Raw genomic sequence first — 25,971 nt, 5'->3', positions numbered from 1 at the left:
TTAAAGGGTGATGGAATTGAATGAAAAGGAAAGGGCTGTTCTTGACTTAATTCGAGCCAACCCTTATTTATCTCAGCAGGAAATGGCGGATACGCTCCAAATTTCGAGACCTTCCTTAGCAAATATCATATCCGGTTTAATTAGACAGGGGAAAATTACGGGCCGAGCATATATTCTTCCTGAGGAAAAAGAAATTATATGTATCGGTGGAGCGAACATCGACCGGAAATTCCATCTGAATGAACAAACGCAACTTGGAACATCAAATCCAGCTTCCATGACAGTTTCTGTCGGGGGTGTCGCCCGAAATATAGCCGAAAACTTAGGTCGGCTCGATCATCATGTCCGACTACTTACTGTTGCAGGAAATGATAGCGACTGGGATGTAATTGCGAGGGAATCCTCATCTCATATGGACGTCTCAGATGTTGGTCAACTGATTGGGAAATCCACGGGTTCCTATTCAGCTGTGTTGGATCCCGAGGGTGAACTTGTTATCGCCATGGCGAATATGGAAATATACGATTTCTTGGCACCTGCCTACTTGGAGGAGAAATCAAGGATCATTTCAAATGCAGCTATGGTCATAATCGATTTAAACTGTCCTAAAGAGTCAGTCGATTATATTAAAAACCTGGCGATTCAAAAGGGGAATCCACTCGTCATCATTCCTGTCTCTTCTCCGAAAATGAACAGGATGCCAAGTGACTTGAAAGGCGTCACATGGTTCATCTGTAATCAGGATGAGGCGGAGACGTATACAGGTCTCTCAATTAACACTGAAGCCGACTGGAAGAAAGCAGTCCACGAATTGCTTTCGTTCGGCGCGGAAAATGTTGTCGTCACTGCTGGCTCAAGAGGAATCATGGCAGCGCCTGCTGGCGGGGAAGCAATCCATTTTCCTGCCGTTGAAAACGTACATGTCGAAGATGTAACTGGAGCAGGGGATGCATTTGTATCGGGACTACTTCATGGCCATTTAATTGGAGAGCCATTTGAAGAAAATGTCCGCATGGGATTATTGAATGCGGCAAAGACGTTGGAATGCTCTTATACCGTAAGGCCAGATTTGACAAGACATCTTCTTAAAAAAGAATTGGAGGAATTACAATGAAACAATATCTATCGTATTCACAAGAAGTGCAAGAAGCAATGGCAGCAGGGAAACCTATAGTCGCTTTGGAGTCTACAATCATCTCGCACGGTATGCCATATCCGCAAAACGTGCAAACTGCGAGAGAAGTAGAGCAGATCATCCGCGATAACGGTGCAGTTCCTGCAACAATCGCAATCATTGATGGCATGATTAAAATCGGCCTTTCAGACGATGAGCTTGAAATGTTCGGTAATAGCCAAGGAGTTGCAAAAGCGTCAAGGCGTGACCTTGCGTATTTAATCGCAACAAAACAACTAGGGGCGACAACAGTTGCTGCTACGATGATCTGTGCTGCACTCGCCGATATTAAAATCTTCGTTACTGGCGGAATCGGCGGAGTCCACCGTGGTGCTGAGACGACGATGGATATTTCAGCTGACTTGGAAGAGCTTGCACAAACGGATGTAGCTGTCATTTGTGCAGGTGCGAAATCGATTCTAGACCTCGGTTTAACACTTGAGTATCTAGAAACAAACGGTGTACCTGTTGTCGGTTACGGCACGGATGTCCTTCCTGCATTCTTTACACGTGAAAGTGATTTCGGACTTAATATCCGCGCGGATGAGCCTCAGACGATAGCTGACATGCTACGCGTGAAATGGGATCTTGGTTTGAAAGGCGGCGCAGTCATCGCTAACCCAATTCCGGAAGCGGATGCAATGGACAAGTCCTTCATTGATGGAATCATTGAAGATGCGCTTAAAGAAGCGGAAGAGCAAAATATCGCAGGAAAAGACGTTACACCATTCATGCTAGGAAAAGTGAAAGACCTTACAGAAGGACGCAGCCTAGAAGCAAATATCGCTTTAGTGAAAAATAATGCGGTTGTCGGCGCGAAAATCGCGGTTGCATTCAACGCATAAGAATAGAATATTGTGAAGGAGCTGTCCAGGGAGTGTCTGGACAGCTCCTTTTTTCCTGTGCCGCGTTAACGAGAACACTTCATAGAAGAATGAGAACTTTAGATACTTTAACGAGAACTCCAAGCGACTTAACGAGAACTATTTAAGGTTAAATGAGAGCTCCGAGCGAGTTAACGAGAACTTTTGATAGAAGAACGATAACTCCCCGCTTTACGACACTCCCTTTTCTAGTACAATGATAGGTATTGTGTAAAGAAGGAGTTTTTATAATGAAATTGATCTCGTGGAATGTCAATGGGTTAAGAGCGTGTGTCCGGAAAGGGTTTTTGGATTATTTCAAAGAGCAGGATGCGGATATTTTCTGCATACAGGAATCAAAGCTGCAAAGCGGGCAAATCGAGCTTGAACTCGAAGGATACTACCAATATTGGAACTATGCGCTGAAGAAAGGCTATTCGGGTACAGCTGTTTTCACTAAAGAAGAACCGATAGCCGTTACATATGGAGTAGGTGATTCGGAATCTGAAGATGAAGGCCGGATTTTAACATTGGAATTTCCTCGATTTTATTTGGTGAATGTGTATGCGCCAAATGCGCAGAGAGATCTAGCTCGCCTTCCTGTCCGATTGGATTGGGAGAAAAGGATGAGGGATTACCTCAGTCAATTAAAGAGCACAAAATCTGTAATTTTCTGCGGAGATTTAAATGTTGCCCATCAAGATATCGATATACGTAACTACAAATCTAACGTAGGGAATTCAGGATTCACGATAGAAGAAAGAGGAGAATTTACAGCATTATTAAATGAAGGATACATTGACACATTCCGTCATTTGAATCCGGACGTTGAAGGGGCGTACACTTGGTGGTCTTATATGCGAGATGTCAGAGCTAGGAATATCGGCTGGCGGATCGATTATTTCCTCATATCAGATTGTCTGCTGCCGTATTTGAAAACAGCAGATATTCATGCTGATATAATGGGAAGCGACCATTGTCCGATCGTTTTAGAAGTGGATATTACTTACTAATCGAGAAAACAGCTGGAGGCAGTTCGTAAAAACTGCTTCCAGCTGTTTTATTCTTATCGTTACTTCGTGTCTCGGGTTCTAATTACCCATTAACGGTTGCTGTTATTGTTATCGTTTTGTTGAGCGCGTGCTTCTCCGCCTTTTCTGCCAATTTCCTCGTAGAAATCCCTATCATGGTTCTTGGCAGTAGCTTCTCCGCCTTTTCGTCCGATTTCTTCATAGAAATCTCTGTCATGGTTTTTCGCAGTGGCTTCTCCGCCCTTGCGCCCAATTTCTTCGTAGAACTCTCTGTCATGGTTTCTTGCAGTAGCTTCTCCGCCTTTACGGCCAGCTTCTTCCAAGGACATTTTCCCGCGATTGTTGTTATTGTTGTTGTTTTTAGCCATAATAAATATCTCTCCTATTCGTTGATATATTTGTAGTGGCCTACAGTCCATCTATTGCCTTGCATAAAGAATGATAAACTGCTTCAACCGGGAATTAATCTAAGTGAAACATAATTAACATTTACGAGATAATCGTTATATAAAAGTAATAGGCGAACTCAAATGACAAAGTGCTCCTTTCATTTTTCCAGTTTTTTCATTCATAAAATCAACATATCTTACTAATGATCATTTATTGAATACGGTCATATGCGTGATATAATGGAACCTTAAATAAAACATCCACTCATATAATCGCAGGGATATGGCCTGCAAGTTTCTACCGGTCCACCGTAAATGGACCGACTATGAGAAGCAAAGTTGAAAAGGTTCATGCGTTCATGCATGCGGCTTTTTTGTTCATTCGGTTACTTCAAACCCCGAATGACCTTGCTCCACTCATAACATGAATGGATGCACGGTCATTTGGGGTTTTTTAATTCCTTCTGATCGTGGATTAAAAAGGAGGAACAACAGGTTGAGGCAGCTTCAAGAAAAAATCATGCAGGATGGGAAAGTACTCTCCGATCAAGTGTTGAAAGTGGATTCGTTTTTGAATCATCAAATCGATCCTCCACTTATGAAGGCGATTGGAGAGGAATTTGCGGAACGATTCAAAGAGGAAGGTGTAACAAAGATCCTTTCCATCGAATCATCCGGAATCGCTCCAGCCATGATGGCGGGTCTGGTATTGGGGGTACCTGCGATTTTCGCTCGGAAACGCAAATCATTGACGATGAGCGATCACTTATTCACGGCTGACGTTCATTCCTTCACGAAAAATGAAACGAATGAAATCTCTGTCTCTAAAGATTTCTTAAAAAAAGGGGATAAAGTTTTAGTCATAGATGATTTTCTTGCAAATGGACAAGCAGTGCTCGGACTTCTTGATATCGTAGAGCAGGCGGAAGCGGAGCTTGTCGGGGTCGGCATTGTCATCGAAAAAGGCTTTCAGCCAGGGGGCGCGATGATCCGGGAAAAAGGGATCCGTGTGGAATCATTGGCGATTCTAGAATCACTTGCACAAGGAAAAGTCGAATTTAAGGAAGAAGGGTCATCATTATGAAATCAGCTGTATTAGGGATCCAACATTTACTCGCTATGTACGCCGGTGCGATTCTCGTACCGTTAATTGTAGGGTCGGCAATCGGTTTGTCTTCTACCCAGTTAACATACCTTGTTTCGATCGATATTTTAATGTGCGGGATCGCGACAGTATTACAAATTATGAATAACCGGTTTTTCGGAATTGGATTACCGGTTGTACTAGGATGTACGTTTACAGCGGTTGGCCCGATGATTTCCATCGGCGGCAGTTACGGAATTTCTGCAATTTATGGTGCGGTCATCGCTTCTGGACTAATTATCGTTCTTATTAGTACGTTTTTCGGGAAGTTAATCAAATTCTTCCCGCCAGTCGTAACAGGATCAGTAGTTACAATCATCGGAATTACGTTAATACCTGTAGCTTTGAACAATATGGGCGGAGGTTTTGGTGCGCCTGATTTCGGTTCATCTACTAACATCATTCTCTCATTTGGAACATTGCTATGCATTATTCTCTTATACCGTTTTACAACTGGTTTCATTAGATCGATTTCAATACTACTCGGAATGGCTGCTGGTACAGTAGCAGCGATGATGTTTGGTATCGTCGATTTCGGTGCAGTGAATGAAGCTTCGGCATTCCATGTAGTAACGCCATTCTATCTCGCAACACCGACGTTTCATCTAATTCCAATCTTAACGATGACGTTGGTCGCGATGGTTTCGTTAGTGGAGTCTACAGGTGTGTACTTTGCGTTAAGTGATATTTGTGAGAAGGACATCAATGAAAAGGATTTGGCGAAAGGCTATCGTTCCGAAGGGTTGGCTTCATTGATTGGCGGGATTTTCAACGCATTCCCGTATACGACATTTTCTCAAAACGTCGGTTTGGTACAAATGTCCGGCGTCAAATCACGTAGAGTCATCCTTATTACAGCTATCATGCTTGTCTCATTAGGCTTCATGCCTAAAATCGCGGCGATGGCAACCGTCATTCCGACTTCGGTATTGGGCGGCGCAATGGTTGCAATGTTCGGGATGGTCATCTCACAAGGAATCAAAATGTTGAGCAAGGTCGTAGGCGAATCACAGGAAAACGCAATGATCATCGCTTGTTCAGTTGGTTTGGGCCTTGGCGTATCCGTCGTTCCTGACATTTTCGCGAGTCTTCCATCAAGCATCCAGATGTTAACGGGCAACGGAATCGTAGCAGGCAGCTTGACGGCAATTGTGTTAAATATCATGTTCAATATGCTGCCTTCGAAAAAGCGTAAGAAAGAAGTGCAGGTACAGTTGACGGAGCAAGAAGTATAATACAACACATATCAAAAAAACGAGACTCCCGCGTTGAGAGTCTCGTTTTTCATTCGTTTATTGGCTGCTATCGTCCGTATCTGTGTCAGTATCCAAGTCGGCATCCGTATCTGTACCGTCATCTACATCTAGATCGACATTTGTATCTGTACCATCGTTGACACCGTCATCTACGTCAGCAGGTGGGTTATTCACATCTACGTCCGTATCATCGTCGCCATCTCCACATGCTGCGAGTAGACCGACGGAAAGGAACGTCGCTGCACCAAGTTTCAACCATTTTTTGTCTGTGATTTTCATTTAGATCTCCTCCAAAGGTGTAATCTATAATTGTTGCCTACTTGTTAGATACCCTTCAACGAGATTACTAATCATTACAATCTTATTACAGGAACATTACATAAGTTATAGACGATGCTCAACATACTGATGCATTTTCGATAATGTCGATATGGAATCGAGTTCTGATTGCTCCGTTACCTTTTCATACGCGACAATTGAATCAAGCAGTTGATTTTTCGAGCTTGCGCCAATTAAAGCGGAAGCGACTACATCTTCTTTCAAGTTGAATGATAGGGAAATCGCATGCACATCTGTGGCAGCTTCATGGATTTCCTTGACCGTCCGCTTGAGGCTTTCTGCATCATGCGCCCCGAAACCGTACATCTTCTCGACCCTCGATATGCCTTCATCTGTCAATAATCCTTTTGCCAACGTCCCACGGGTGATGACGGATGCGCCTGCTTCACGGATCATCGGGAACCATTCCTCGGGACGACGATCTAGCAGACTGTATTGCATCATGACAGAAACGGCGGAACTGTTCGTTAAGAAACGTTCAATAACATTTGGTCGGATGGACGAAATGCCGTACTGCCGGATAATTCCTTCCTTTTTTAAAGCCTCGAACGCTTCAATCGTTTCCGTTACATCATCTTCCATCGTTCCACCATGTAATTGGTAAAGGTCTATGTAGTCAGTGCCGAGACGTCTCAGACTGTCCTTTACGGCTTCCATTATATAAGTTTTGGAAGCATCCCACACCCAGCCATCTTTTCCTGGAATCATCCGGTTGCCGACCTTCGTCGCAAGAATGATTTCGTCACGCCGGCCTTTCAACGCTTCGCCAACAAGAGTTTCATTTTTGCCGGCAGCATATAAGTCCGCTGTGTCGAAGAAATTGATGCCGGCGTGGATTGCCGCGTCAACTATGCTTTTCACTTCTTCCAAGTCGTCTGGGAATGACATGCATCCTAGCCCTAGTTCAGATACGTAAATGCCGCTATTGCCAATCTCCCTCTTTTTCATTGGAGCACCTCCGGTATTGTTTTCATCTACTTACAATAAACTGTACAATGTAGAAGTTAATAGGGGAAGTTTGTTGCTTAATGAAAGAAAAGGAGCGTGTCAAAATGAATCGTTTTGAGGAAAAGACGGTTGCATCCAAAAAAATATTTGAAGGGAAAATCATCTCCCTCCGTGTCGACGATGTCGAACTGCCGGACGGAAAGCATGCGAAAAGGGAACTCGTCGATCATCCAGGTGCCGTCGCCGTCATCGCAATCACCGATGATGGAAAACTGGTTCTTGTCGAGCAATATCGAAAGGCATTGAACCGGTCCATTATTGAAATTCCTGCAGGTAAGATCGATCCAGGTGAGGATATAGAGGTGACAGCGCTTCGTGAATTGGAGGAAGAAACGGGATACGGGGCTAATAAATTTGAATACTTGCAGTCATTTGCCACATCTCCCGGTTTCGCAAACGAAATCATTCATATTTTCGTAGCTCAAGGACTATATAAAATAGACAAGCCTGCCGCAGGCGACGAAGATGAATTCCTCCAATTGTACGAATGCACTATCGCAGAAGCAGAAGAAATGGTGTTGGATCAACGGATTTACGACGCAAAAACGGCTTTCGCGATTCTACATGCAAAAAGACTTTTAAATAATTGATCTATTTATATGGATGAATAAATGATTTCACTAAGTGGCTCCGGTTGCTAGGAGTGGAAGGCGGTGACTCCTGCGAACGCCGTTACGAAGAACGGCGTTTGCGAGCACAAGCGTAGCGTTGCGAGCAGATTAAGGCTGCCTTAATTTCTGCAAAAGGCGCAGAAATACGGCAAATCGAACCCTTCGTTGTTCATTGGAAAGCATCCGCCTGGAACGGAAAGCAACTGTTTGTACACATTTCCATTCATCATATAAAGGAACGGACAAGCATACGTTATAGAAACGATGCGGAGGTGAAGCCTGTGGTCCGTTCCTTATCTTTTATCCATCTATTTATCATACTAGCCGTCGGATATATCGGCGGGGCATTATTATTCAGGGAAATTCCGATTGCTGCATCCGAAAAATGGATCGGCTTTTTCGATCCGAGAGTCATTTCTTTATCCGATGGATCTACACTGAGACCCTTTATTACGATGCTGTTGTTTTTTGTTGTGACATTTTTTCTAGCCATTAATAACAAAACAAGGCATGCGATATTGTTTTTCGGTGCGATTAAATGTGTTTTGTTCGGATTGTCATCTTCTTTTCTGTTATATTCAGGAATGAAAATATGGGAATATGCAATTTGGTGGTTCCCTTTCCAGTTCATTTCCTGCCTCATATTCCTCATTTATTGTACTGTGTTAAGCCCGCCTTATTTCAACAGGGTGTCAAGGAAAGCGCGGAATCTACAAGCGGTTCCCGTACTGGCGGGTGTATCTCTATTTATTTTTTTAGTAGAGATTACTATATTTCATTTTCTAATTCGCTGATTGGATTCGAAGTCTACTATTCCCTTTCTGTTGTAACAAAGAACGCCTCTTTGATATAATGGTATCAGTGTTGAGGGGGGCGTCATATGGAGAGCCGGATTGAACGGATCAAAAAGCAATTGCACGGGGCCAGCTATAAGTTGACGCCTCAGCGTGAAGCTACGGTCTTGGTCCTTCTTGAGAATGAAGAAGATCATTTAAGTGCTGAAGATGTTTTTTTACTTGTCAAAGAGAAAGCGCCAGAAATCGGCCTTGCCACTGTCTATCGGACATTGGAACTGCTGACGGAGCTGAAAATCGTCGACAAGATTAATTTTGGTGACGGTGTTTCCCGATATGATTTACGCCAAGAAGGGGCATCGCGTTTTCACCATCATCTTATTTGCATTGAATGTGGAAAAGTCGCTGAAATACAGGAAGACCTTTTGGGTGATGTTGAGAAAATTGTCGAAAGTCGATATGGATTCAATGTTAAAGACCATTGGTTGACCTTCCATGGGATTTGCGAAAGTTGTAAATCCGCGGGAAATGACAGTAAAAAGTGAAATGGGGATGGCATGATGCTGTCCCTTTTTGTCATTTCATCTAGACTACGGGCGCCAGAAGCTCGGGTCATAAGTCGAAGTTGCTCTGTGGCAAAAAACGCCACGCCGCAGTTTCGCCTTATGCCTGTCGCTTCTAGGCAGGCGCCCTTCACTTTTGATTGGAGGGGTGAAATACATGAAGGGTAGTAAATTTGCTTTGGAAGATTACATCCATTTTCTAAAAGTGGAAAGGCAGCTGTCACAAAACACGGTCACTTCCTACAGAAGAGACCTTTCTGATTATATGACCGAATTGGAAAAGGCGGGAGTCGCTTCGATTGATGACATCGATCGTTCCGCAATCCTGCAATATTTACATAGCTTGAAAGAGCTAGGGAAATCTTCTAGGACGGTTGCAAGGCATATTTCTTCCATCCGTTCCTTTCATCAGTTCCTTTTGCGGGAGAAGGTGACGACGCAGGATCCGACTGTCCATTTGGAGATGCCGAAACTTGAGCAAAAATTGCCCTCAGTCCTTTCCGTCAAGGAAGTGGACAAATTGATTTCAATGCCGGAAAGCAGCAAGCCGCAAGGGAAGAGGGACATTGCATTGCTGGAGTTGCTCTATGGTACCGGAATGCGTGTCAGTGAGCTGATTGGATTAAATGTTGACGATATCCATATTTCCATGGGGTTTGTCCGTGTTTTCGGAAAAGGGGGCAAGGAAAGGATTGTGCCTCTAGGCGGCGGTGCAATGAAAGCATGCACAGCATACATACGGGAAGCACGTCCGATTTTCGTTGCAAAAACGAACGGAACAGACGCGCTTTTTGTCAATATGAGGGGGAGTCGCTTGACTCGGCAAGGTTGTTGGAAAATAATTAAAGGATATGCATTAGAAGCTGGAATACAAAAAGAACTGACGCCGCATATTTTACGTCATTCTTTTGCAACCCATCTCATTGAGAATGGTGCGGATATTCGTGCTGTCCAGGAAATGCTCGGTCATGCAGATATTTCTACAACACAGATCTATACGCATGTGAGCAAAGCGAGATTGAAAGATGTATATGTGAAATTCCATCCACGTGCGTGAAAACATGGAGGACATTTTGGAAAGTATGAATATTGGAGGTATTGATATGAAAGAAACGAAATTCAATCGCATACATTTGATCGTACTTGACTCGGTCGGAATCGGCGAATCGCCTGATGCTCATTTATTCGGAGATCAAGGAGCAGATACGCTCGGCCATATAGCAGAACAGATGGGCGGATTGAAGATGCCGAATATGGGGCGTCTTGGCTTGTCGAACATTAAGGAAATTAAAGGTGTCGACGTCGAAGCTGATCCGGCCGGAGTATACGGATTGATGCAGGAAGCTTCCGTAGGCAAAGATACGATGACGGGTCATTGGGAGTTGATGGGCTTGAATATCGATAAGCCTTTCAAAGTATACCCGAATGGATTCCCTAAAGAGTTAATCGATGAATTGGAGAAACGGACGGGTAGAAAAGTGATCGGCAACAAGCCGGCGAGTGGAACCGGTATCATTGACGAGCTTGGCCAGGAGCATATGGAAACAGGCGCGATCATCGTCTATACGTCCGCGGATCCTGTTCTCCAAATTGCTGCGCATGAGGGAATCATTCCGATTGAAGAGCAATATCGCATTTGTGAAATAGCCCGCGAACTTACATTGGAGCCAGAGTTCCTTGTCGGCCGTGTTATTGCGAGACCGTTTGTCGGAGAGCCTGGGAACTTCACCCGTACAACAAACCGACATGATTATGCATTGAAGCCTTTTGACAGGACGGTCATGAACGAACTGCAGGACGCTGGAAAAGCGGTCATCGCAGTTGGTAAAATATCCGATATTTTCAATGGAGAAGGTGTAACGGAAGCTGTACGGACGGTGAGCAATATGGACGGCGTCGACAAATTGATCGAAGTGATGAATTCGGATTTCACCGGTCTCAGCTTCACGAATCTTGTTGATTTCGATGCGTTATTTGGGCACAGGCGAGATCCGATAGGTTATGGAAACGCATTGCAGGAATTTGATGCCCGCCTACCAGAAATCATTGAATCACTGAAACAGGATGATTTGCTTATCATCACAGCGGATCACGGAAATGATCCTGTGCATAGCGGGACAGACCATACGAGGGAATATGTTCCATTACTCATTTATTCACCGGCTTTCAAAGGCGGCGGCGAATTGCCATTACGTGAAACATTTTCAGATGTCGGGGCGACAATCGCTGATAACTTCAACGTGAAGTTGCCGGAGTTTGGGAAAAGCTTTTTACGTTCATTAATTGAAAAGGTGTGATGTTTGTGTTCAGGATGGTTGATATCATCGAGAAAAAAAGAGACGGGGAAACCCTTACTAAAGAGGAAATAACATTTTTCATAAACGGGTATACGGATGGGTCCATACCGGACTATCAGGCGAGCGCTCTCTTGATGGCGATTTACTTTAAAGGTATGACGGCTGAAGAGCAGGGGCATTTGACGATGGCGATGGTTGAATCGGGAGACCAGATCGACCTGTCGGCAATCGAAGGACTGAAGGTCGACAAGCATTCCACTGGCGGCGTCGGCGATACGACAACGTTGATACTCGCGCCATTAGTTGCGGCTTGCGGCGTACCGGTTGCCAAAATGAGCGGCAGGGGCCTTGGTCATACAGGCGGCACGCTCGATAAGCTTGAAGCGATCGAAGGATTCCATATTGAGCTTACTGAAGAGCAGTTCGTCAAACAAGTGAATGATTTGAAAGTTGCAGTCATTGGACAAAGTGGCAATTTGACGCCTGCTGACAAAAATCTGTATTCTTTACGTGATGTGACTGCTACGGTTAGCAGCATTCCACTCATTGCAAGCTCCATCATGAGCAAGAAGATTGCCGCTGGAGCAGACGCAATCGTATTGGACGTGAAAACAGGCGATGGCGCATTCATGAAAACCTTGGAAGACGCCGAAGCACTCGCGCATTCCATGGTTGCGATCGGCCGCCAAGTCGGAAGAAACACGATGGCAGTCATTTCGGACATGAGCCAGCCGCTTGGATATGCGATCGGAAATGCGTTGGAAGTGAAAGAGGCTATCGATACGCTCAAAGGCGAAGGGCCTGAAGATTTGACTGAGCTTTGCCTCGTCCTCGGTAGCAAAATGATTGTTGCCGGCGAAAAGGCGGAAACGGTTGAAGAAGCACGTACAATGCTCGAAGCCGTCATCAAAGACGGTTCAGCATTAAATCTGTTTGCGCAATTGATAGAAGCGCAAGGCGGAGATGCTCGGATTGTACACGATCCAACTTTACTTCCATCCGCGAAGTTCCAAATCGAAGTGCCAGCCTTGACAACAGGCACCATCTCCAAAATGGAAGCGGATGAAATCGGTGTCGCAGCGATGCTATTAGGGGCAGGAAGAGCAACAAAAGACGACGAAATCGACTTAGCTGTCGGCATCGTCTTGAAGAAAAAAATCGGCGATACAGTAACCGCCGGCGAACCTCTTGCAATCATCCACGCAAACCGTGAAGACGTTTCAAAATCGATCGAACTGATTCAAAAACATATTCACATTTCAGATAAAACACAAGAGAAACCAGCACTGATCCATGAAATGATTACAGGCTGACAGCAAACAAAAAACCATTTTGAGTCCTTGAAAAAGGGGACTTGAAATGGTTTTTTATTTGCTTAAATTTATCTCTAATAATAAGAAACACTGTTGATTGTAGCGGAAGGCGGCGACTCCTGGGGGATTAGCGAACGCCGTTACGAAGAACGGCGTTTGCGAGCACAAGCGCAGCGTTGCGAGCAATGTTTTATGCGACCCTGAGGGAGCAGGATATTGTAGTATGCCTTAATTTCTGCAAAGAGCGCAGAAATACGGCAAATCGAACCCTTCGCTGTTCGATTGGCTCACCGCCCGCCCCCCGGAAAGCGACCGCCTGAAGCGGAAATCAACAGTAATAAAAAATCTCTAATTATTCCTAACATGTGTAAACTGTCCTGAAAATGGATAGACTTTTTTAGGTAGAATGCTTTGTCGAAAGATAGGAACTTTGCAAATTTAATGACTAGTTATGTCAGGTGAAAGGGTTTCCCTTGTCCTGTGTTGAATGTTCCGCAAGAAGGAGGGATTCAGCATGGCTGATATTAATCAAATTGATGGCATTGTGGTCGTAACATTGGCAGGGGAGTTGGACAATCTTGAAGCGAACAGGATCCGTTCCACGATCTCTTCTTCCATCTTCACTGGAAAAGTGAAAGGAATTGTCTGGGATTTGAGCCGCCTCGGATTCATGGATAGCGCAGGCATTGGGCTCATACTTGGCAGGATGCGTGATTTGGCACCATTTAATGGTGAAACGCTCATCTTGAACCCATCCCCGACAATGGAGAAGATCTTCAATTTTTCCGGCTTAGGTTCCAACATCAGACACGGCTCGGTCGACAGTGTAATTGGTGAAATCGGAGGGGTCTTATATGAGAAATGAAATGACATTATCATTCGTTGCAATTGAAGAAAACGAAGCGCTGGCGAGGATGGCGATGACATGCTTTATAACGCCATTGGATCCGACCCTTGAAGAGATCTCGGAATTCAAGACGATCGTATCGGAAGCGGTCACAAATGCCATTATCCACGGTTATGAAAGTGATGGAAAAAGCATGGTGACAATCCATGCGGTCATGGATGAAAACAAAGTGACGATGACAGTGGAAGACAAGGGCGGAGGAATTTTTGACGTGCAACAGGCAATGGAGCCGATGTTTACGACAAAACCGCTCATGGAAAGGTCAGGTATGGGATTTACGATCATGGAAAGCTTTTCGGACAGTCTCTCAGTGGAATCATCCATCGGAAATGGAACTGTAGTGCGATTCGAGAAAACGTTTTCTCCGGTCACGGAAGCAAGCAGAATGAGGTGACCGATGGATACATCTGTTGAACGGCAAGATGCCCTATTGTCACAGGAGAAAATGAGGCTGCTCATCCAGCAATCCCAGGACGGGGATAAGGATGCAAGAAGGATGATGGTGGAGGGGAATACAAGGCTTGTCTGGTCCATCGTTCAACGATTTGCATCCCGTGGCGCTGACTTGGAAGATTTGTTCCAAATCGGTTGCATCGGCCTCATGAAATCGATTGATAAATTCGATTTGTCATATGACGTGAAGTTCTCCACCTATGCCGTACCGATGATTGTCGGGGAAATTCAACGCTTCCTCCGCGATGACGGCATGGTGAAAGTGAGCAGGTCAATTCGTGAACTTAGTTTCAAAATCCGCCACGCGACGGATGACTACATTAAAAACCATGGAAGGTCGCCATCCGTTTCGGAGATTGCCGAAGTGTTGGAGGTCTCGATCGATGAAGTTATTCTCGCATCGGATGCATTACGTGATCCTGCATCCCTTCATGAACAATTGTACGAAAATGAAGGGGATAGTTTGACGTTGATGGATCAGTTGAGGGATGACCGTTCGGAGAGGTTCTTCGATCATATTCCTCTCCGGGACGTTGTTTCCAAGCTGAATAAACGCGATCAGACAATCATTTATATGCGATATTACTTGGATTACACCCAAAGTGACATCGCTGAACGTATCGGCATTTCGCAAGTGCAAGTTTCCCGTTTGGAGAAGAAGATATTGGCCCAGTTGAAGACATGGATGAGCGCACAACCAGAGGAAAGTGACAGTAAAGTGAGGACGGAATAATACATGGCTAAGCTATTTACATCTTTGAAAGACGGAGAAGAATGGTTCCATAGTAAATTCGGCATTAATGAAACGTTTGATGCGACGGCGAAGACCGTGCATTTATGGGGTATGCCTACATTGTTGTTTTACATTAACGGCCTCGTTGATGGAGGAACTTTGACGACGCTATTGACGGAAATGCAAGAAGGTATACATCCTGAAGAGGGGAACAGGGATGATCCTGAATGGTTCCTAACGTATTTTCCTTATTATGCTTTGTCGGATGTCGATGAGAAAGAGAAACTGCTCAATAACGTATTAAGTGGACAGGTCGGCTTCGTGCTCCCCGATGGTTTTGTATTCATCGGGGATATCCGAAGCTATCCTGGAAGGTCTCCTGAAGAGCCGGACACTGAAAAAGTCATTCGGGGATCAAGGGATGGTTTTACTGAAAACATCATTACGAATACGGCTTTAGTCAGAAGGCGACTGAGGACGGAAAACCTTCGCTTTGAAATGCATCAGACAACTGTAAACGGCAAGACGGATGTCGCAATCACGTTTATGAAAGGGGCTGCCAGCGAGGAACACCTTTCCTACATCCGTGAAAGGCTTGATGATATCAAGCATGATGGACTTACAATGACGGACAAATCGTTGGAAGAATTCCTGTTTAAGCAGCGCTTTCATCCGATGCCTTTTGTCCGTTTCACAGAACGTCCCGATATTTGTGCCGCCCATCTTCTAGAGGGCCATATCGCTATCATCGTCGATACATCACCATCTGCCATTTTGGTGCCTGCGACGATCTTTCATCATTTGCAGCATGCGGAAGAATATCGCCAAGCGCCATTCATCGGGACATTTGTCCGATGGATTCGTCTGCTGGGAGCATCGCTCAGTCTCTTATTGCTCCCATTTTGGTATTTACTTGCGACATACCAGCAATATTTACCGATTTCGCTCAGTTATATCGGTCCGAATGATCCCGGTTCCGTCCCTCTGCTCGTCCAGTTGTTAATAGCGGATATTGGAATTGAAGTTTTACGGATGGCGGCCATCCATACCCCTTCCCCGATGACGACCGCAATGGGTCTCGTAGCGGCGATCGTAATCGGCCAAGTGGCGATCGATGTCGGTCTTTTTACAGGAGAAGTCATATTGTACGTTGCGGTTAGCGCGATCTTCACTTTTGCGATACCGTCGTTCGAATTGAGCATCACGACAAAAGTGTTCAGGATTTTCATACTTATATTGACGGGACTTCTCGGGGCTCCGGGTTTCTTCTTAGGAATCGTTTTCCTGTTTTATTATTTGGCATCCCTCAAACCGATGGGCGTTCCGTACTTATGGCCAGCATTACCGTTTTTCCCTGAAGCGATGAAGCGCGTTATTATACGCTATCCGATGACGGTCGATGCACCGCGGCCATTTATTACGGACGCGCCTGACCGGGATAGGCTTTCATAGAGGATTGATTCCTGGCTTCCAGTTATGATAAAGTTTTAACAACATGACTTGGAGGAATGAATATGCATCTATATGGAACTCAATCGGTGAACAATCTTGGCCACTTGACGATAGGCGGAGTAGATACAGTAGACCTTGCACATATGTATGGCACGCCATTGCTTGTCTATGACATCGCGCTATTCAGAGAACGTGCTGCAGCGTTCAAGGAAACTTTTGCAAAAGCGGGCATTAAAGCCCAAGTTGCATATGCAAGCAAAGCTTTTTCTTCCATAGCCATCTATGAAATTGCAAAGCAGATGGGCCTCTCTTTGGATGTTGTATCCGGTGGGGAGCTATATACTGCGGCGGCTGCGGATTTCCCTCGGGAAAAAATTCATTTTCATGGGAATAATAAAAGTTACACGGAATTACAATTCGCTTTCGATGAAAAAATCGGATGTATCGTAGTTGATAATTTCTTGGAAATCGAAATGCTTAAGGAGATTTCGGAATCGCGCAAAGAAAAGATGAATGTTCTGTTGCGTGTCACTCCAGGGGTACATGCTTCAACCCATGACTATATCACGACCGGGCAAGAGGATTCGAAATTCGGTTTCGATTTGAAAAATGGCCAGGCTGATGATGCATTTCTCAAGTTATATAATCACCCTTACATTAACATGCTCGGAATGCATTGCCATATCGGTTCCCAAATCTTTGAAACGGACGCATTCCGTTTTGCGGCGGAAGCACTAATGGAAAAGATGATCGAATGGCGGCAGAAGTTCAAATTCGTTTGTACGGTACTTAACTTGGGCGGCGGTTTTGGCATCAGGTACACGGAAGAGGATAAACCGCTCCATCCTTCCGCTTATGTTGAGGAGATGGAAGATGTTGTGCTTTCCATGACGCGCCAACATAATTATCCGTTACCGGAGATTTGGATTGAACCGGGCAGATCGCTTGTCGGAGATGCCGGCACCACTCTTTATACTGTAGGAAGCAGTAAGGAAGTGCCGGGTACAAGGACTTATGTAGCTGTTGATGGCGGGATGTCAGACAATATCCGTCCTGCATTGTATGAGGCGAAATATACAGCGGCGACGGCAAACAGAATGTTGGATCCTCATTCGGATAAAGTGACAATAGCGGGTAAATGTTGTGAATCCGGAGACAAATTGATTGAAGATGCGTATATCGCGGAGCCTGAGGAAGGGGATATCATTGCCGTTTTCTGTACAGGAGCTTACACATATTCCATGGCGAGCAATTATAACCGTCTTCCAAAGCCAGCAATCGTATTTTGCGAAAATGGAAACCATCAATTGGTAGTCCGCAGAGAAACGTATGAAGATGTTATCAGGCTGGATATCCCGTTACAGAGGACAGAACAGGAAATTCCATCATGAAAAGACGCAATATGACCCTTTTCATACTGATGGTCATTGCTGCAATCATTTGGGGGGCAGTGTACTGGTACTTTATTGCCCCTTTTGCCGGTCCAAATAAATGAACTTTCTCTATCATTGAAAAAGCCTTAGCTATCATGTACGATTAACATAATTCGGCGACAGCCCCTTTTTAAGCGGATTAGCGGCCACTTCGCCGTAGCCTGAGGATTTTTTGAAAAGAAGGGATTTCTATGATGCTTTTACGTTACAAGAAGGCGTATGAGAAAATCGCCATGGGCTTGCTTTCTTATATGCCAGGAGAAAAGTCTGTAAAAAAATTGCAGGAAACGATCCATCAGTATGAAAATGACGAAGACTGGCAGTTGTATCTTCTGAAGCAAGGAGAAGATTTCATCGGCCTCGTCGGAATCATATTGGACGTAGATTCATACACCGTAATGCACCTTTCAGTCAATCCTTCATTCCGTGGAGAGGGGATCGGTAGCAAGATAATCGTGAAGCTCGGAGAACTTTTTCCCGGTTTGGAATGTAAGAGTAATGAGTATACAGAGTCGTTCTTGGAAAAATGCCTTCAAAAGGAAGAACAACAACAATCCGAATGAGAAAAGGCGCAGATCATTGTGGTCTGCGCTTTTTCTTTTCGCGTTCCGCGAGAATATCGGACCGATCCCGAAGCATATGTTTATGAATGACAGCATCGCTTCCAGCAGGGAGAAGATCCATGGAGGAGGCAACCTCATCGACAGAGCGTTGAAGAGATGCAGATGTCAACAGAATCGTGAACGGAGAAAAAGCTTCTTCTTTTTCCACTTTGCTGATGACTCTTTCCGTATCCTGTACAAGCTGCCGATAATCCAAGGCCTCTGTGTAACGAGTATCAAAATTAGGAAAGTCACGCATCCTGTTCGCAGCCTTTACGAGTGTGCGATGCGCTCCGTCCACATTGCCCCTCCTCCAATGGTAAAGTCCTGTCGATAAGAGGATAAAAGCAGTAAGTGGATGATCTTTCGTATAATTTGGAGTGGATTTCCAATACTCTTCAAGCACTTCATGGCACTCGAAGTAGTCTTGATTCCTATTGAAATAAACAATAAAATTTAAGAATAGCGGATGATAATATGGATGCACTTGAATCATTCCTTTTTATTTATTTTGAAATCAATCGTTTACATATTGAATAGAATTCTCTTGTTGATTGAAGCGAAAGGCGGCGACTCCTGCGAAAGCCGTAACGAAGAACGGCTTTTGCGAGTAAAAGCGAAGCGTTACGAGCACCTCTTTGCACTTGCCGTAACGAAGAACGGCTTTTGCGAGTAAAAGCGAAGCGTTACGAGCACCTCTTTGCACTTGCCGTAACGAAGAACGGCTTTTGCGAGTAAAAGCGAAGCGTTACGAGCACCGTGTAGGCTGCCTTAATTTCTGCAACAAGCGCAGAAATTAAGGCAAATCGAACCCTCCGCTGTTCGATTGGCTCGGTGCTTGCCCGCGGAAAGCGTCCGCCTGTAGCGGAAATCAAAGGATAGAATTGTATTACTGGAGGAGTTATATGACTTATAAAGTAAAGTTAGAGGCGTTTGAAGGGCCTCTTGATCTATTATTACATTTAATCAACCGACTTGAAATCGATATCTATGATATTCCGATGGCTGAGCTGACAAATCAGTACATAGAGCATCTTCATACGATGCGGGTTTTGGAGCTGGATGAACTTAGCGAGTATTTGGTACTGGCAGCCACCTTAATCGAAATCAAGAGCAAAATGCTTTTACCGGTTCATGAAGGTGAAGTATTGGATGAAGACAACGATTACCACATCGAGGAAGATCCACGGGATGAATTGGTTGCCCGTTTGATAGAATACAAAAAATATAAGGAAGCGGCAAATTCATTGAAGGAGTCGGCCGACGATCGGGCGGTACATTTCACGAAGCTGCCAGGCGACTTATCAGAATTTGGGGAAGTGGCCGTATCGGTACCGGAAGAAAAAATGAACGTCTTCGACTTGATCGGCGCATTCCAAAAAATGCTCGAACGACGGAAGCTACGTGCTCCATTAACCGCCAAAATTGCAAAGTCGGAGCTTTCGGTTAGTGAAAAAATGGACGACATCATGACCTCCCTTGAAAGGCGGGGCGGAAGTTGTGATTTTGAAAGTTTATTTGAAAGAGATGATGTCGAAGATTTAGTTGTAACATTCCTATCCTTATTGGAACTGATGAAACGGCTTGACATTATCGTAAAACAAAATAATAACTTCGGAAAAATGACAGTCATGGTAGGAGGGGAGGAGACCTATGGAAACAATTGATGAACGACTCACCGGAATGTTGGAGAGTTTTTTATTCATAGCAGGTGATGACGGCTTGACGTTAAGTCAAATCGCCTCGCTCCTTCAAGTGGAGACAGATGCCGCGGCGGCCATCGCTGAGAGGCTGCGTGTGAATTATGAAGAAAGACCGGACTCGGGAATTACGCTAAGGCTTTACGGGGGACATTACCGGCTCGTAACGAAAGCCGAGTTTGCAGATGACATTCTTCGTCTGCTCGAAAATCCTGCGCGGAACTCCATTACGCAAGCATCTATGGAAGTGTTGGCAATCATTGCGTACAAGCAGCCCGTCACACGGGTCGAAATCGATGACTTGCGTGGCGTGAAATCGGACGGGCCGATCCAGACACTCGTCGCAAAAGGTTTCGTCATGGAAAAAGGACGTATGGAAGGCAGCGGAAGGCCGATACTCTATGGGACGACAGATTTGTTTTTGGATAGATTTGGATTGGAATCGATTGATATGCTGCCTCCATTAGCTGATGGTGATGATGAGGAACTGTTCGGTGATACAGATCTATTCATGACAAAATTCCAAGAAGCCTTTGAAATAACGGAAGAAGGAGGAAACAATGATTGAGGCAAGCGATAGCCATTGTTCTGTTCCTATCGGTTTTATTGGCTGCAGTCCCGAAAGAAGCGGCATCGGGAAGTGCATGGGCGGTTATTGACGCGGAGACAGGGCGCCTACTGGATGGCTCCAATGAAAATCTCCAATTGCCGATTGCAAGTCTGACGAAAATCTGGACAGCATTGACATTCATTGAAAGCGGGACGGCAGACGGTGAAATCGTCATCTCGCCGGCTGCGGCATCTGCAGAAGGCTCGTCCATTTATTTGGAACAAGGTACGAAAATGGATTCCGATGCATTGTTGTATGGCCTTATGCTGCGGTCTGGCAATGACGCCGCATACGCGCTCGCGGAGCATGCGGGAGGATCGGTTGACGGATTTGTCGACTTGATGAATAAGAAAGCTGAATTATATGGTTTGGAGCGGACAACGTTCATGAACCCGTCAGGACTGCATGATGATCGGCATCTTTCAACTGCATATGAGACAGCTTTAATGCTTTATTTTGCGATGAAAAATGATGAATTCTCAAAAATCGCTTCGGCGGAAAACTTCGTTTATCGAAAAGGGGACGAGGTGAGAAGCTGGCGCAATAAACATCGACTGATTCATACAAACGATCATGTCAAAGCTGGAAAGACAGGATTTACGAAAGCGGCGGGAAGGACTCTTGCAACTTACTTCGAAAAGGATGGCAAGAAATTGATCGTTATCACGTTGAATAATGGAGACGACTGGAACGTCCATCAGCAATTGGCCAATGATACATTCCACAAATACGAGAACGTCACAGTCGCGAAGAAAGGCAAATACAAAATTCTTCCCGGAGTCGATGGAGAATTAAAAAGGCCGATTGTGCTTCTATTAAATGAAGATGAGGTGGAGAGGGTATCCCATGTCGTCTACATTCCGCGCAATAAGGATAGGAAAGTGAAAGGGACTTGGACCGTATCGCTAGATAATGAATTGCTCATCACTGCTGAAATTGATATTCGCAAGTGAATCTAAATTGAATCAAATAAGAAATTATTAGGGAAGACTGACTGCGTACAGGTCGGTCTTCTTTTCATTTAGCAGGAAATATGACATAATTTTTTGAGGTAGAAGGAAGGTGACGAGTTGGAAAGATTACAAAAAGTATTGGCTCAAGCGGGCGTAGCATCTCGTAGAAAAGCGGAAACGCTCATCGTTGAGGGAAAAGTGAAAGTGAACGGCAAAGTAGTGACTGAATTGGGTACGAAGGTAACACGCGCAGACCGTGTGGAAGTCGAAGGCGTGGAGCTAGTCAAAGAGCAATTCGTCTATTATTTGCTATACAAACCTAGAGGGTATATCTCTACGGTGAGTGATGAAAAAGGGAGAAAAACGGTTCTAGATCTCCTTCCGATGGTGGAAGAAAGGATCTTCCCGGTCGGACGGCTGGATTATGACACTTCGGGGATTATCATTATGACGAACGATGGAGATTTTTCGTATCTGATGACACATCCGAAGTTCGGCATCGAGAAAAAGTATGTCGCGAAGGTGAAAGGGATACCTCAGCGCGATGCATTGAAAAGACTGGAGCGCGGTATACAACTGGAAGATGGCATGACTGCCCCGGCTAGAGTGAAAATGCAGTCATTCGATAAGAAGACAAACTCTGCGATTGTTGAAATCACTATACACGAAGGACGGAATCGACAAGTGCGAAGAATGTTCGATGCGATCGGCTGTCCTGTCCAAAAACTGAGACGGGAGTCGTTTGCGATGTTGACGACTCATGGTTTAAATGCCGGAGAAGCGCGTGAATTGACGACACATGAAGTGAAGCAATTAAGAGTACTTGCAGAAACAGGCAAAATCGGTTAAATCGTACGGAAAAGGAAATGTTCACAAACCTATCACGACTTCATCCTTATTACGATATTTGTTTTGTTATAATTAGAATCGGAATCTTATTACGTTAGGGGGCTATTAATTGTCCAAGGCGAATAAAAAGCGGACACGCCTCATTTTCCGAGGCGTAGTTCTAGTTATACTGGCATCGGCTATTCTTTTTTCAATTTTTTCGAGAGACAAAGTCAAAGTCCTGGCGGAAGGCGACAAGGCTCCGGATTTTGAACTCGTCGATCTTGAAGGGAATAAGCATCGTTTATCCGATTATAAAGGAGAAGGCGTATTTCTGAACTTTTGGGGAACGTGGTGCCCTCCATGCAAGCGGGAGATGCCATACATTGAAAATCAATACAATGCCTTCAAGGAAAAGGGAGTTCATGTATTGTCAGTGAATATTGCCGAGTCTGACCTGAAAGTGGATACGTTCCGCGATCAATATGGTTTGACGTTCCCGATCGTTATCGATAAAAAGAAGGATGTCAAGGAACTGTACAATATTGTTCCACTTCCAACGACATTTCTAATCGATAAAGATGGACGGATTACGAAGGTTATCACGACAGAAATGACCGAGGATGAAATCATTTCGTACATGGAAAGCATCCAACCTTGATAAGGAGTTCGTACACATGAGTAAAATCAAATGCCAATGCGGTCATGACAACCCGTTTGGAACGGTGCTTTGTGAAAAGTGCGGGCGTCCGATGACCGAGGAAGCAAAAAGAAGTGAAGTTGTCGATATGCGCTATGAAGGGTCTGCCCGCAGATCCCAGACGTATAAACGGTCCATTATCGACAAGATTTGGAATTTCTTCTCCAGTGTGAAAATTGGAGTGAGCATCATTGTTGCTGTACTTGTGACATCAGCGATCGGAACTCTCTTTCCTCAGAAGTTTTATTTGCCGGTAAATCAGAATTCAGAAGCGGAAATATTGGCATATTATGAACGTCTGTATGGATTTATAGGAACGCTTTATTACAAGTTAGGCTTCTATGATATGTATAATAGTTGGTGGTTTAAAATACTGATCGGCATGCTTGGCACGTCCATTATCATCGCGAGTGTCGACAGAGTGATCCCCCTCTACAAATCATTGAAGAAGCAGCGGACAAAGCGTCATACTTCATTCATGAAACGACAAAGGGTTTACGGTGCTGGGCATTCTGAAAATGCTGATGCGTCACTGGCGAAGGCTGAAGAGAAGCTGAAGAACATGAAGTATAACGTAAAAACGGAAGACGGCGCGATATTAGCCGAAAAGAACCGTTTTTCACGTTGGGGTCCTTATGTTAACCATACCGGGTTGATCATTTTCCTGTTTGGCGTCCTGTTACGTGGTATCCCTGGCTTTTATGTCGACCAGACGATGTGGATCCGGGAAGGGGAATTGCGTTCGATTCCTGGCGCTCCGGACTATTACTTGGAGAGCAAGGATTTCAGCATTGAGACGTATTCGAAAGAAGAGGCTGAAGTTTTCGGAAAAGCGCTGGACCGTGTCGGCACTATTGTGAAATCATATCAGACGGACGTTTCATTATACAAAAAGAAAGAGGACAGTCTGCCAGGCTCGACCGATCTGGAGCATGTCAAAGACTATCCAATCATCGTCAATAAGCCGTTGACATTCGATGGATACAGCATATTCCAGATGGATTACCGCCTGGACGAGCTGAAATCGATGACAATGCAGCTAATTGAAAAGAAAACCGGGAAGTCTTTCGGGCAATTTACAATTGATCTTGACGATCCTGAAGGAGTATATGAACTGAATGATGGGGCACGTGTAGATTTAATCGGTTATTATGCTGATTACGATGGCGTTGAGAACGGCGAACCGGTCTCAAAGTCGCCGATTCCAAACAACCCGGCATTTATCTTCAATATGATTACTCCTGATAAACCGGAAGGCGAAAAAAGCTTTGTCGCAATCAGACAAACACTTGAGACGCAAGAGAACGCCTATCAAGTGAAGTTTGTCAGTGCAGAGACAAGGGATATTTCCGGGTTGACGATACGGAAAGATAAAACATTGTACATACTTCTATTCGGCGGACTTATCTTTATGATCGGTGTCATCCAAGGTTCCTATTGGAATCATAGACGGATTTGGATCCAGAAAGGGGAAGGCGATGAGTTGCTAGTTGCCGCCCATACAAACAAAAACTGGTTCTCGTTGAAAAAGGAATTGGACGCTGTGAAAGAGTATGCACACCTGCCGGGCTATGAAGACCGGTTGGACAATGAGTCGTCAACTGAGGAAGAGGAAGGAGAAAAATGAATATGGGATTAGCATCGTTAAGCGCGAATCTGCTATTAGTTTCTTTCATTGCCTATTTGGTCGCCACCCTTTTCTTCGGCGGAGCAGTGAAAGGCGCTAAATCGGAAGCATCCTATAGAAATCATAGATGGGGCAGGGTCGGCATCACGATCACCATTATCGGATTCATCACCCATCTCGGTTATTTCATTACGAGGTGGATCGCTTCAGGCCATGCACCTGTTAGTAATATGTTCGAATTTACGACTGCGTTCGGCATGATGCTCGTAGGGGCATTCATCCTACTGTTTTTCTTGTATCGGACGCCTTCTTTAGGGCTGTTTGCGTTGCCTATCGCTATTATCATCATTGGATATGCAAGCATGTTCCCTAGGGAAATTACGCCGCTCATACCTGCGCTCCAAAGTTACTGGCTTACCATCCACGTAATAACGGCGGCGCTCGGTGAGGCAATTCTCGCAATCAGCGCGGTTGCAGGTCTCATTTACTTAGTGAAACATGTCGATATGACAAAGCCTTCTAAACAGCGTTTTTGGTTAGAGGCTGTCATGTTCACACTCGTACTTGTCCTAGGATTCGTCATATCATCGACGACATTCAAGTTGACGGGATATGAAGCCCATTTTACGTATATCGATAAAAATGAGGCACCTGCCAAAATCGAGTACAATTATCCGCCGCTATTCGGAATGAACGAATATGAAGCGCAAACTCCTGAAGCGATGACGCCATGGGCGGAAATGCCGGCGATCGTCAACGCGAAAACATTGACGACATTCGTTTGGTCGGTCGCGACGGGGACTGTATTATATCTCATCTTACGACTTGTTTTCCGTAGACCGATCGCTTCTTTATTCAAGCCATTTGCGAAGAAAGCGAATTCGCAGCTGATGGATGAAATCGGCTATCGTTCCGTTCTAATCGGCTTTCCAGTGTTTACACTTGGAGCTTTGATTTTCGCAATGATCTGGGCGCATGAGGCTTGGTCAAGGTTTTGGGGATGGGATCCTAAAGAGGTTTGGGCACTTATTACATGGCTGTTTTATGCGGCTTTCCTCCATCTCCGTCTTTCAAGAGGATGGGAAGGGAAAAAATCTGCATGGCTTGCGGTTATCGGGTTTGTCATCATTATGTTCAATCTGATTGCCGTAAACCTGATCATCGCCGGTTTGCATTCATACGCGTAAACCG

The 25,971-nt window shown here is 44.9% G+C and carries 29 protein-coding genes and 1 riboswitch; of the genes, 24 read left to right on the top strand and 5 right to left on the bottom strand.

Features of this window, described 5'->3' with window-relative positions; translation table 11 throughout:
• Positions 1-16 precede the first annotated feature (16 nt).
• From NIT04_RS10135 to NIT04_RS10125, 3 genes are all read left to right on the top strand, one after another.
• Complete coding sequence (locus NIT04_RS10135) at positions 17-1,114, top strand: carbohydrate kinase (RefSeq protein WP_252503496.1); 1,098 nt, start codon at positions 17-19, stop codon at positions 1,112-1,114.
• On the top strand, positions 1,111-2,019 hold the full coding sequence (locus tag NIT04_RS10130) for a pseudouridine-5'-phosphate glycosidase (protein ID WP_252503495.1): 909 nt from the start codon (positions 1,111-1,113) through the stop codon (positions 2,017-2,019). The genes NIT04_RS10135 and NIT04_RS10130 overlap by 4 nt, the downstream gene beginning before the upstream one ends.
• A gap of 269 nt (positions 2,020-2,288) precedes the next feature.
• Positions 2,289-3,050 (top strand): exodeoxyribonuclease III, encoded by a 762-nt coding sequence (locus NIT04_RS10125; RefSeq protein ID WP_252503494.1) that lies wholly within the window; start codon positions 2,289-2,291, stop codon positions 3,048-3,050.
• 89 nt (positions 3,051-3,139) lie between these two features.
• Here NIT04_RS10125 and NIT04_RS10120 read toward each other — a convergent pair whose 3' ends face one another.
• A complete protein-coding gene (locus NIT04_RS10120) occupies positions 3,140-3,436 on the bottom strand; it encodes a KGG domain-containing protein (RefSeq protein ID WP_252503493.1) in 297 nt (98 codons plus the stop codon).
• 266 nt (positions 3,437-3,702) lie between these two features.
• A riboswitch (purine riboswitch) is annotated at positions 3,703-3,804 on the top strand.
• A gap of 149 nt (positions 3,805-3,953) precedes the next feature.
• Between NIT04_RS10120 and NIT04_RS10115 the strand changes: the two genes are divergently transcribed.
• Both NIT04_RS10115 and NIT04_RS10110 read left to right on the top strand, forming a co-directional pair.
• Entirely contained in the window at positions 3,954-4,541 is a 588-nt protein-coding gene (locus tag NIT04_RS10115) for a xanthine phosphoribosyltransferase (protein WP_252503492.1), read from the top strand.
• Positions 4,538-5,836, top strand: coding sequence for a nucleobase:cation symporter-2 family protein (locus NIT04_RS10110; protein ID WP_252503491.1), 1,299 nt, complete (start codon positions 4,538-4,540; stop codon positions 5,834-5,836). The genes NIT04_RS10115 and NIT04_RS10110 overlap by 4 nt, the downstream gene beginning before the upstream one ends.
• A gap of 57 nt (positions 5,837-5,893) precedes the next feature.
• Here NIT04_RS10110 and NIT04_RS10105 read toward each other — a convergent pair whose 3' ends face one another.
• Together NIT04_RS10105 and NIT04_RS10100 are read right to left on the bottom strand one after the other, a co-directional pair.
• Positions 5,894-6,136, bottom strand: a complete 243-nt coding sequence (locus tag NIT04_RS10105) for a DNA primase (RefSeq protein WP_252503490.1) — start codon at positions 6,134-6,136, stop codon at positions 5,894-5,896.
• A 105-nt stretch (positions 6,137-6,241) separates the two neighbouring features.
• Positions 6,242-7,144, bottom strand: coding sequence for an aldo/keto reductase (locus NIT04_RS10100; RefSeq protein WP_252503489.1), 903 nt, complete (start codon positions 7,142-7,144; stop codon positions 6,242-6,244).
• Between the two features lie 104 nt (positions 7,145-7,248).
• On the opposite strand from NIT04_RS10100, the gene NIT04_RS10095 reads away from it, so the two are divergent.
• Positions 7,249-7,794: an NUDIX domain-containing protein gene (locus NIT04_RS10095; RefSeq protein ID WP_252503488.1), complete on the top strand. Its 546-nt coding sequence runs from the start codon at positions 7,249-7,251 to the stop codon at positions 7,792-7,794.
• 274 nt (positions 7,795-8,068) lie between these two features.
• Here the strand turns inward: NIT04_RS10095 and NIT04_RS10090 are convergent, their stop codons facing one another.
• A complete protein-coding gene (locus NIT04_RS10090; RefSeq protein WP_252503487.1) occupies positions 8,069-8,446 on the bottom strand; it encodes a hypothetical protein in 378 nt (125 codons plus the stop codon).
• Positions 8,447-8,695: 249 nt separating this feature from the next.
• Between NIT04_RS10090 and NIT04_RS10085 the strand changes: the two genes are divergently transcribed.
• The 10 genes from NIT04_RS10085 to NIT04_RS10040 all read left to right on the top strand — a co-directional run bounded on the left by NIT04_RS10085 (position 8,696) and on the right by NIT04_RS10040 (position 18,323).
• Entirely contained in the window at positions 8,696-9,154 is a 459-nt protein-coding gene (locus NIT04_RS10085; protein WP_252503486.1) for a Fur family transcriptional regulator, read from the top strand.
• Positions 9,155-9,329: 175 nt separating this feature from the next.
• The gene (xerD, locus tag NIT04_RS10080) at positions 9,330-10,229 is read left to right on the top strand and encodes a site-specific tyrosine recombinase XerD (protein ID WP_252503485.1); all 900 of its coding nucleotides are present in this window, start codon (positions 9,330-9,332) and stop codon (positions 10,227-10,229) included.
• 46 nt (positions 10,230-10,275) lie between these two features.
• Positions 10,276-11,469 (top strand): phosphopentomutase, encoded by a 1,194-nt coding sequence (gene deoB / locus NIT04_RS10075; RefSeq protein ID WP_252503484.1) that lies wholly within the window; start codon positions 10,276-10,278, stop codon positions 11,467-11,469.
• 14 nt (positions 11,470-11,483) lie between these two features.
• Positions 11,484-12,782 carry a pyrimidine-nucleoside phosphorylase gene (locus NIT04_RS10070; protein ID WP_252505072.1) on the top strand — a complete coding sequence of 433 codons (1,299 nt, stop codon included), beginning with the start codon at positions 11,484-11,486 and terminating at the stop codon, positions 12,780-12,782.
• A 514-nt stretch (positions 12,783-13,296) separates the two neighbouring features.
• Complete coding sequence (locus NIT04_RS10065) at positions 13,297-13,647, top strand: anti-sigma factor antagonist (protein ID WP_252503483.1); 351 nt, start codon at positions 13,297-13,299, stop codon at positions 13,645-13,647.
• Positions 13,637-14,083 carry an anti-sigma F factor gene (gene spoIIAB, locus NIT04_RS10060; RefSeq protein ID WP_252503482.1) on the top strand — a complete coding sequence of 149 codons (447 nt, stop codon included), beginning with the start codon at positions 13,637-13,639 and terminating at the stop codon, positions 14,081-14,083. The genes NIT04_RS10065 and spoIIAB overlap by 11 nt, the downstream gene beginning before the upstream one ends.
• A 3-nt stretch (positions 14,084-14,086) precedes the next feature.
• The gene (locus NIT04_RS10055; protein ID WP_252503481.1) at positions 14,087-14,875 is read left to right on the top strand and encodes a SigF/SigG family RNA polymerase sporulation sigma factor; all 789 of its coding nucleotides are present in this window, start codon (positions 14,087-14,089) and stop codon (positions 14,873-14,875) included.
• 3 nt (positions 14,876-14,878) lie between these two features.
• A complete protein-coding gene (locus NIT04_RS10050; RefSeq protein WP_252503480.1) occupies positions 14,879-16,327 on the top strand; it encodes a spore germination protein in 1,449 nt (482 codons plus the stop codon).
• A gap of 62 nt (positions 16,328-16,389) precedes the next feature.
• On the top strand, positions 16,390-17,718 hold the full coding sequence (lysA, locus tag NIT04_RS10045; RefSeq protein ID WP_252503479.1) for a diaminopimelate decarboxylase: 1,329 nt from the start codon (positions 16,390-16,392) through the stop codon (positions 17,716-17,718).
• Between the two features lie 233 nt (positions 17,719-17,951).
• Entirely contained in the window at positions 17,952-18,323 is a 372-nt protein-coding gene (locus NIT04_RS10040) for a GNAT family N-acetyltransferase (RefSeq protein WP_371922534.1), read from the top strand.
• A 13-nt stretch (positions 18,324-18,336) separates the two neighbouring features.
• Here the strand turns inward: NIT04_RS10040 and NIT04_RS10035 are convergent, their stop codons facing one another.
• On the bottom strand, positions 18,337-18,849 hold the full coding sequence (locus NIT04_RS10035; RefSeq protein WP_252503478.1) for a DUF309 domain-containing protein: 513 nt from the start codon (positions 18,847-18,849) through the stop codon (positions 18,337-18,339).
• Between NIT04_RS10035 and NIT04_RS10030 the strand changes: the two genes are divergently transcribed.
• The 8 genes from NIT04_RS10030 (at position 18,844) to ccsB (ending at position 25,967) form a co-directional block, all read left to right on the top strand.
• Entirely contained in the window at positions 18,844-19,038 is a 195-nt protein-coding gene (locus NIT04_RS10030) for a hypothetical protein (RefSeq protein ID WP_252503477.1), read from the top strand. The genes NIT04_RS10035 and NIT04_RS10030 overlap by 6 nt on opposite strands.
• Positions 19,039-19,267: 229 nt before the next feature.
• Positions 19,268-20,029 (top strand): segregation/condensation protein A, encoded by a 762-nt coding sequence (locus tag NIT04_RS10025; RefSeq protein WP_252503476.1) that lies wholly within the window; start codon positions 19,268-19,270, stop codon positions 20,027-20,029.
• Positions 20,016-20,630, top strand: a complete 615-nt coding sequence (gene scpB / locus NIT04_RS10020) for an SMC-Scp complex subunit ScpB (RefSeq protein WP_252503475.1) — start codon at positions 20,016-20,018, stop codon at positions 20,628-20,630. Before NIT04_RS10025 ends, scpB begins: the two co-directional genes overlap by 14 nt.
• On the top strand, positions 20,627-21,625 hold the full coding sequence (locus tag NIT04_RS10015; protein ID WP_252503474.1) for a D-alanyl-D-alanine carboxypeptidase family protein: 999 nt from the start codon (positions 20,627-20,629) through the stop codon (positions 21,623-21,625). The genes scpB and NIT04_RS10015 overlap by 4 nt, the downstream gene beginning before the upstream one ends.
• Positions 21,626-21,742: 117 nt before the next feature.
• Entirely contained in the window at positions 21,743-22,474 is a 732-nt protein-coding gene (locus NIT04_RS10010; protein ID WP_252503473.1) for a pseudouridine synthase, read from the top strand.
• 109 nt (positions 22,475-22,583) lie between these two features.
• Positions 22,584-23,114: a thiol-disulfide oxidoreductase ResA gene (gene resA / locus NIT04_RS10005; RefSeq protein ID WP_252503472.1), complete on the top strand. Its 531-nt coding sequence runs from the start codon at positions 22,584-22,586 to the stop codon at positions 23,112-23,114.
• 16 nt (positions 23,115-23,130) lie between these two features.
• A complete protein-coding gene (locus tag NIT04_RS10000) occupies positions 23,131-24,780 on the top strand; it encodes a cytochrome c biogenesis protein ResB (protein ID WP_252503471.1) in 1,650 nt (549 codons plus the stop codon).
• Between the two features lie 2 nt (positions 24,781-24,782).
• A complete protein-coding gene (ccsB, locus tag NIT04_RS09995; RefSeq protein ID WP_252505070.1) occupies positions 24,783-25,967 on the top strand; it encodes a c-type cytochrome biogenesis protein CcsB in 1,185 nt (394 codons plus the stop codon).
• Positions 25,968-25,971 lie beyond the last annotated feature (4 nt).

Origin of the sequence: Sporosarcina sp. Marseille-Q4943 (assembly GCF_943736995.1) — a bacterium.
Lineage (GTDB): Bacteria > Bacillota > Bacilli > Bacillales_A > Planococcaceae > Sporosarcina.
Note: the sequence above shows the minus strand (reverse complement) of the source record. Positions and strands in the feature narration are given on the sequence as shown.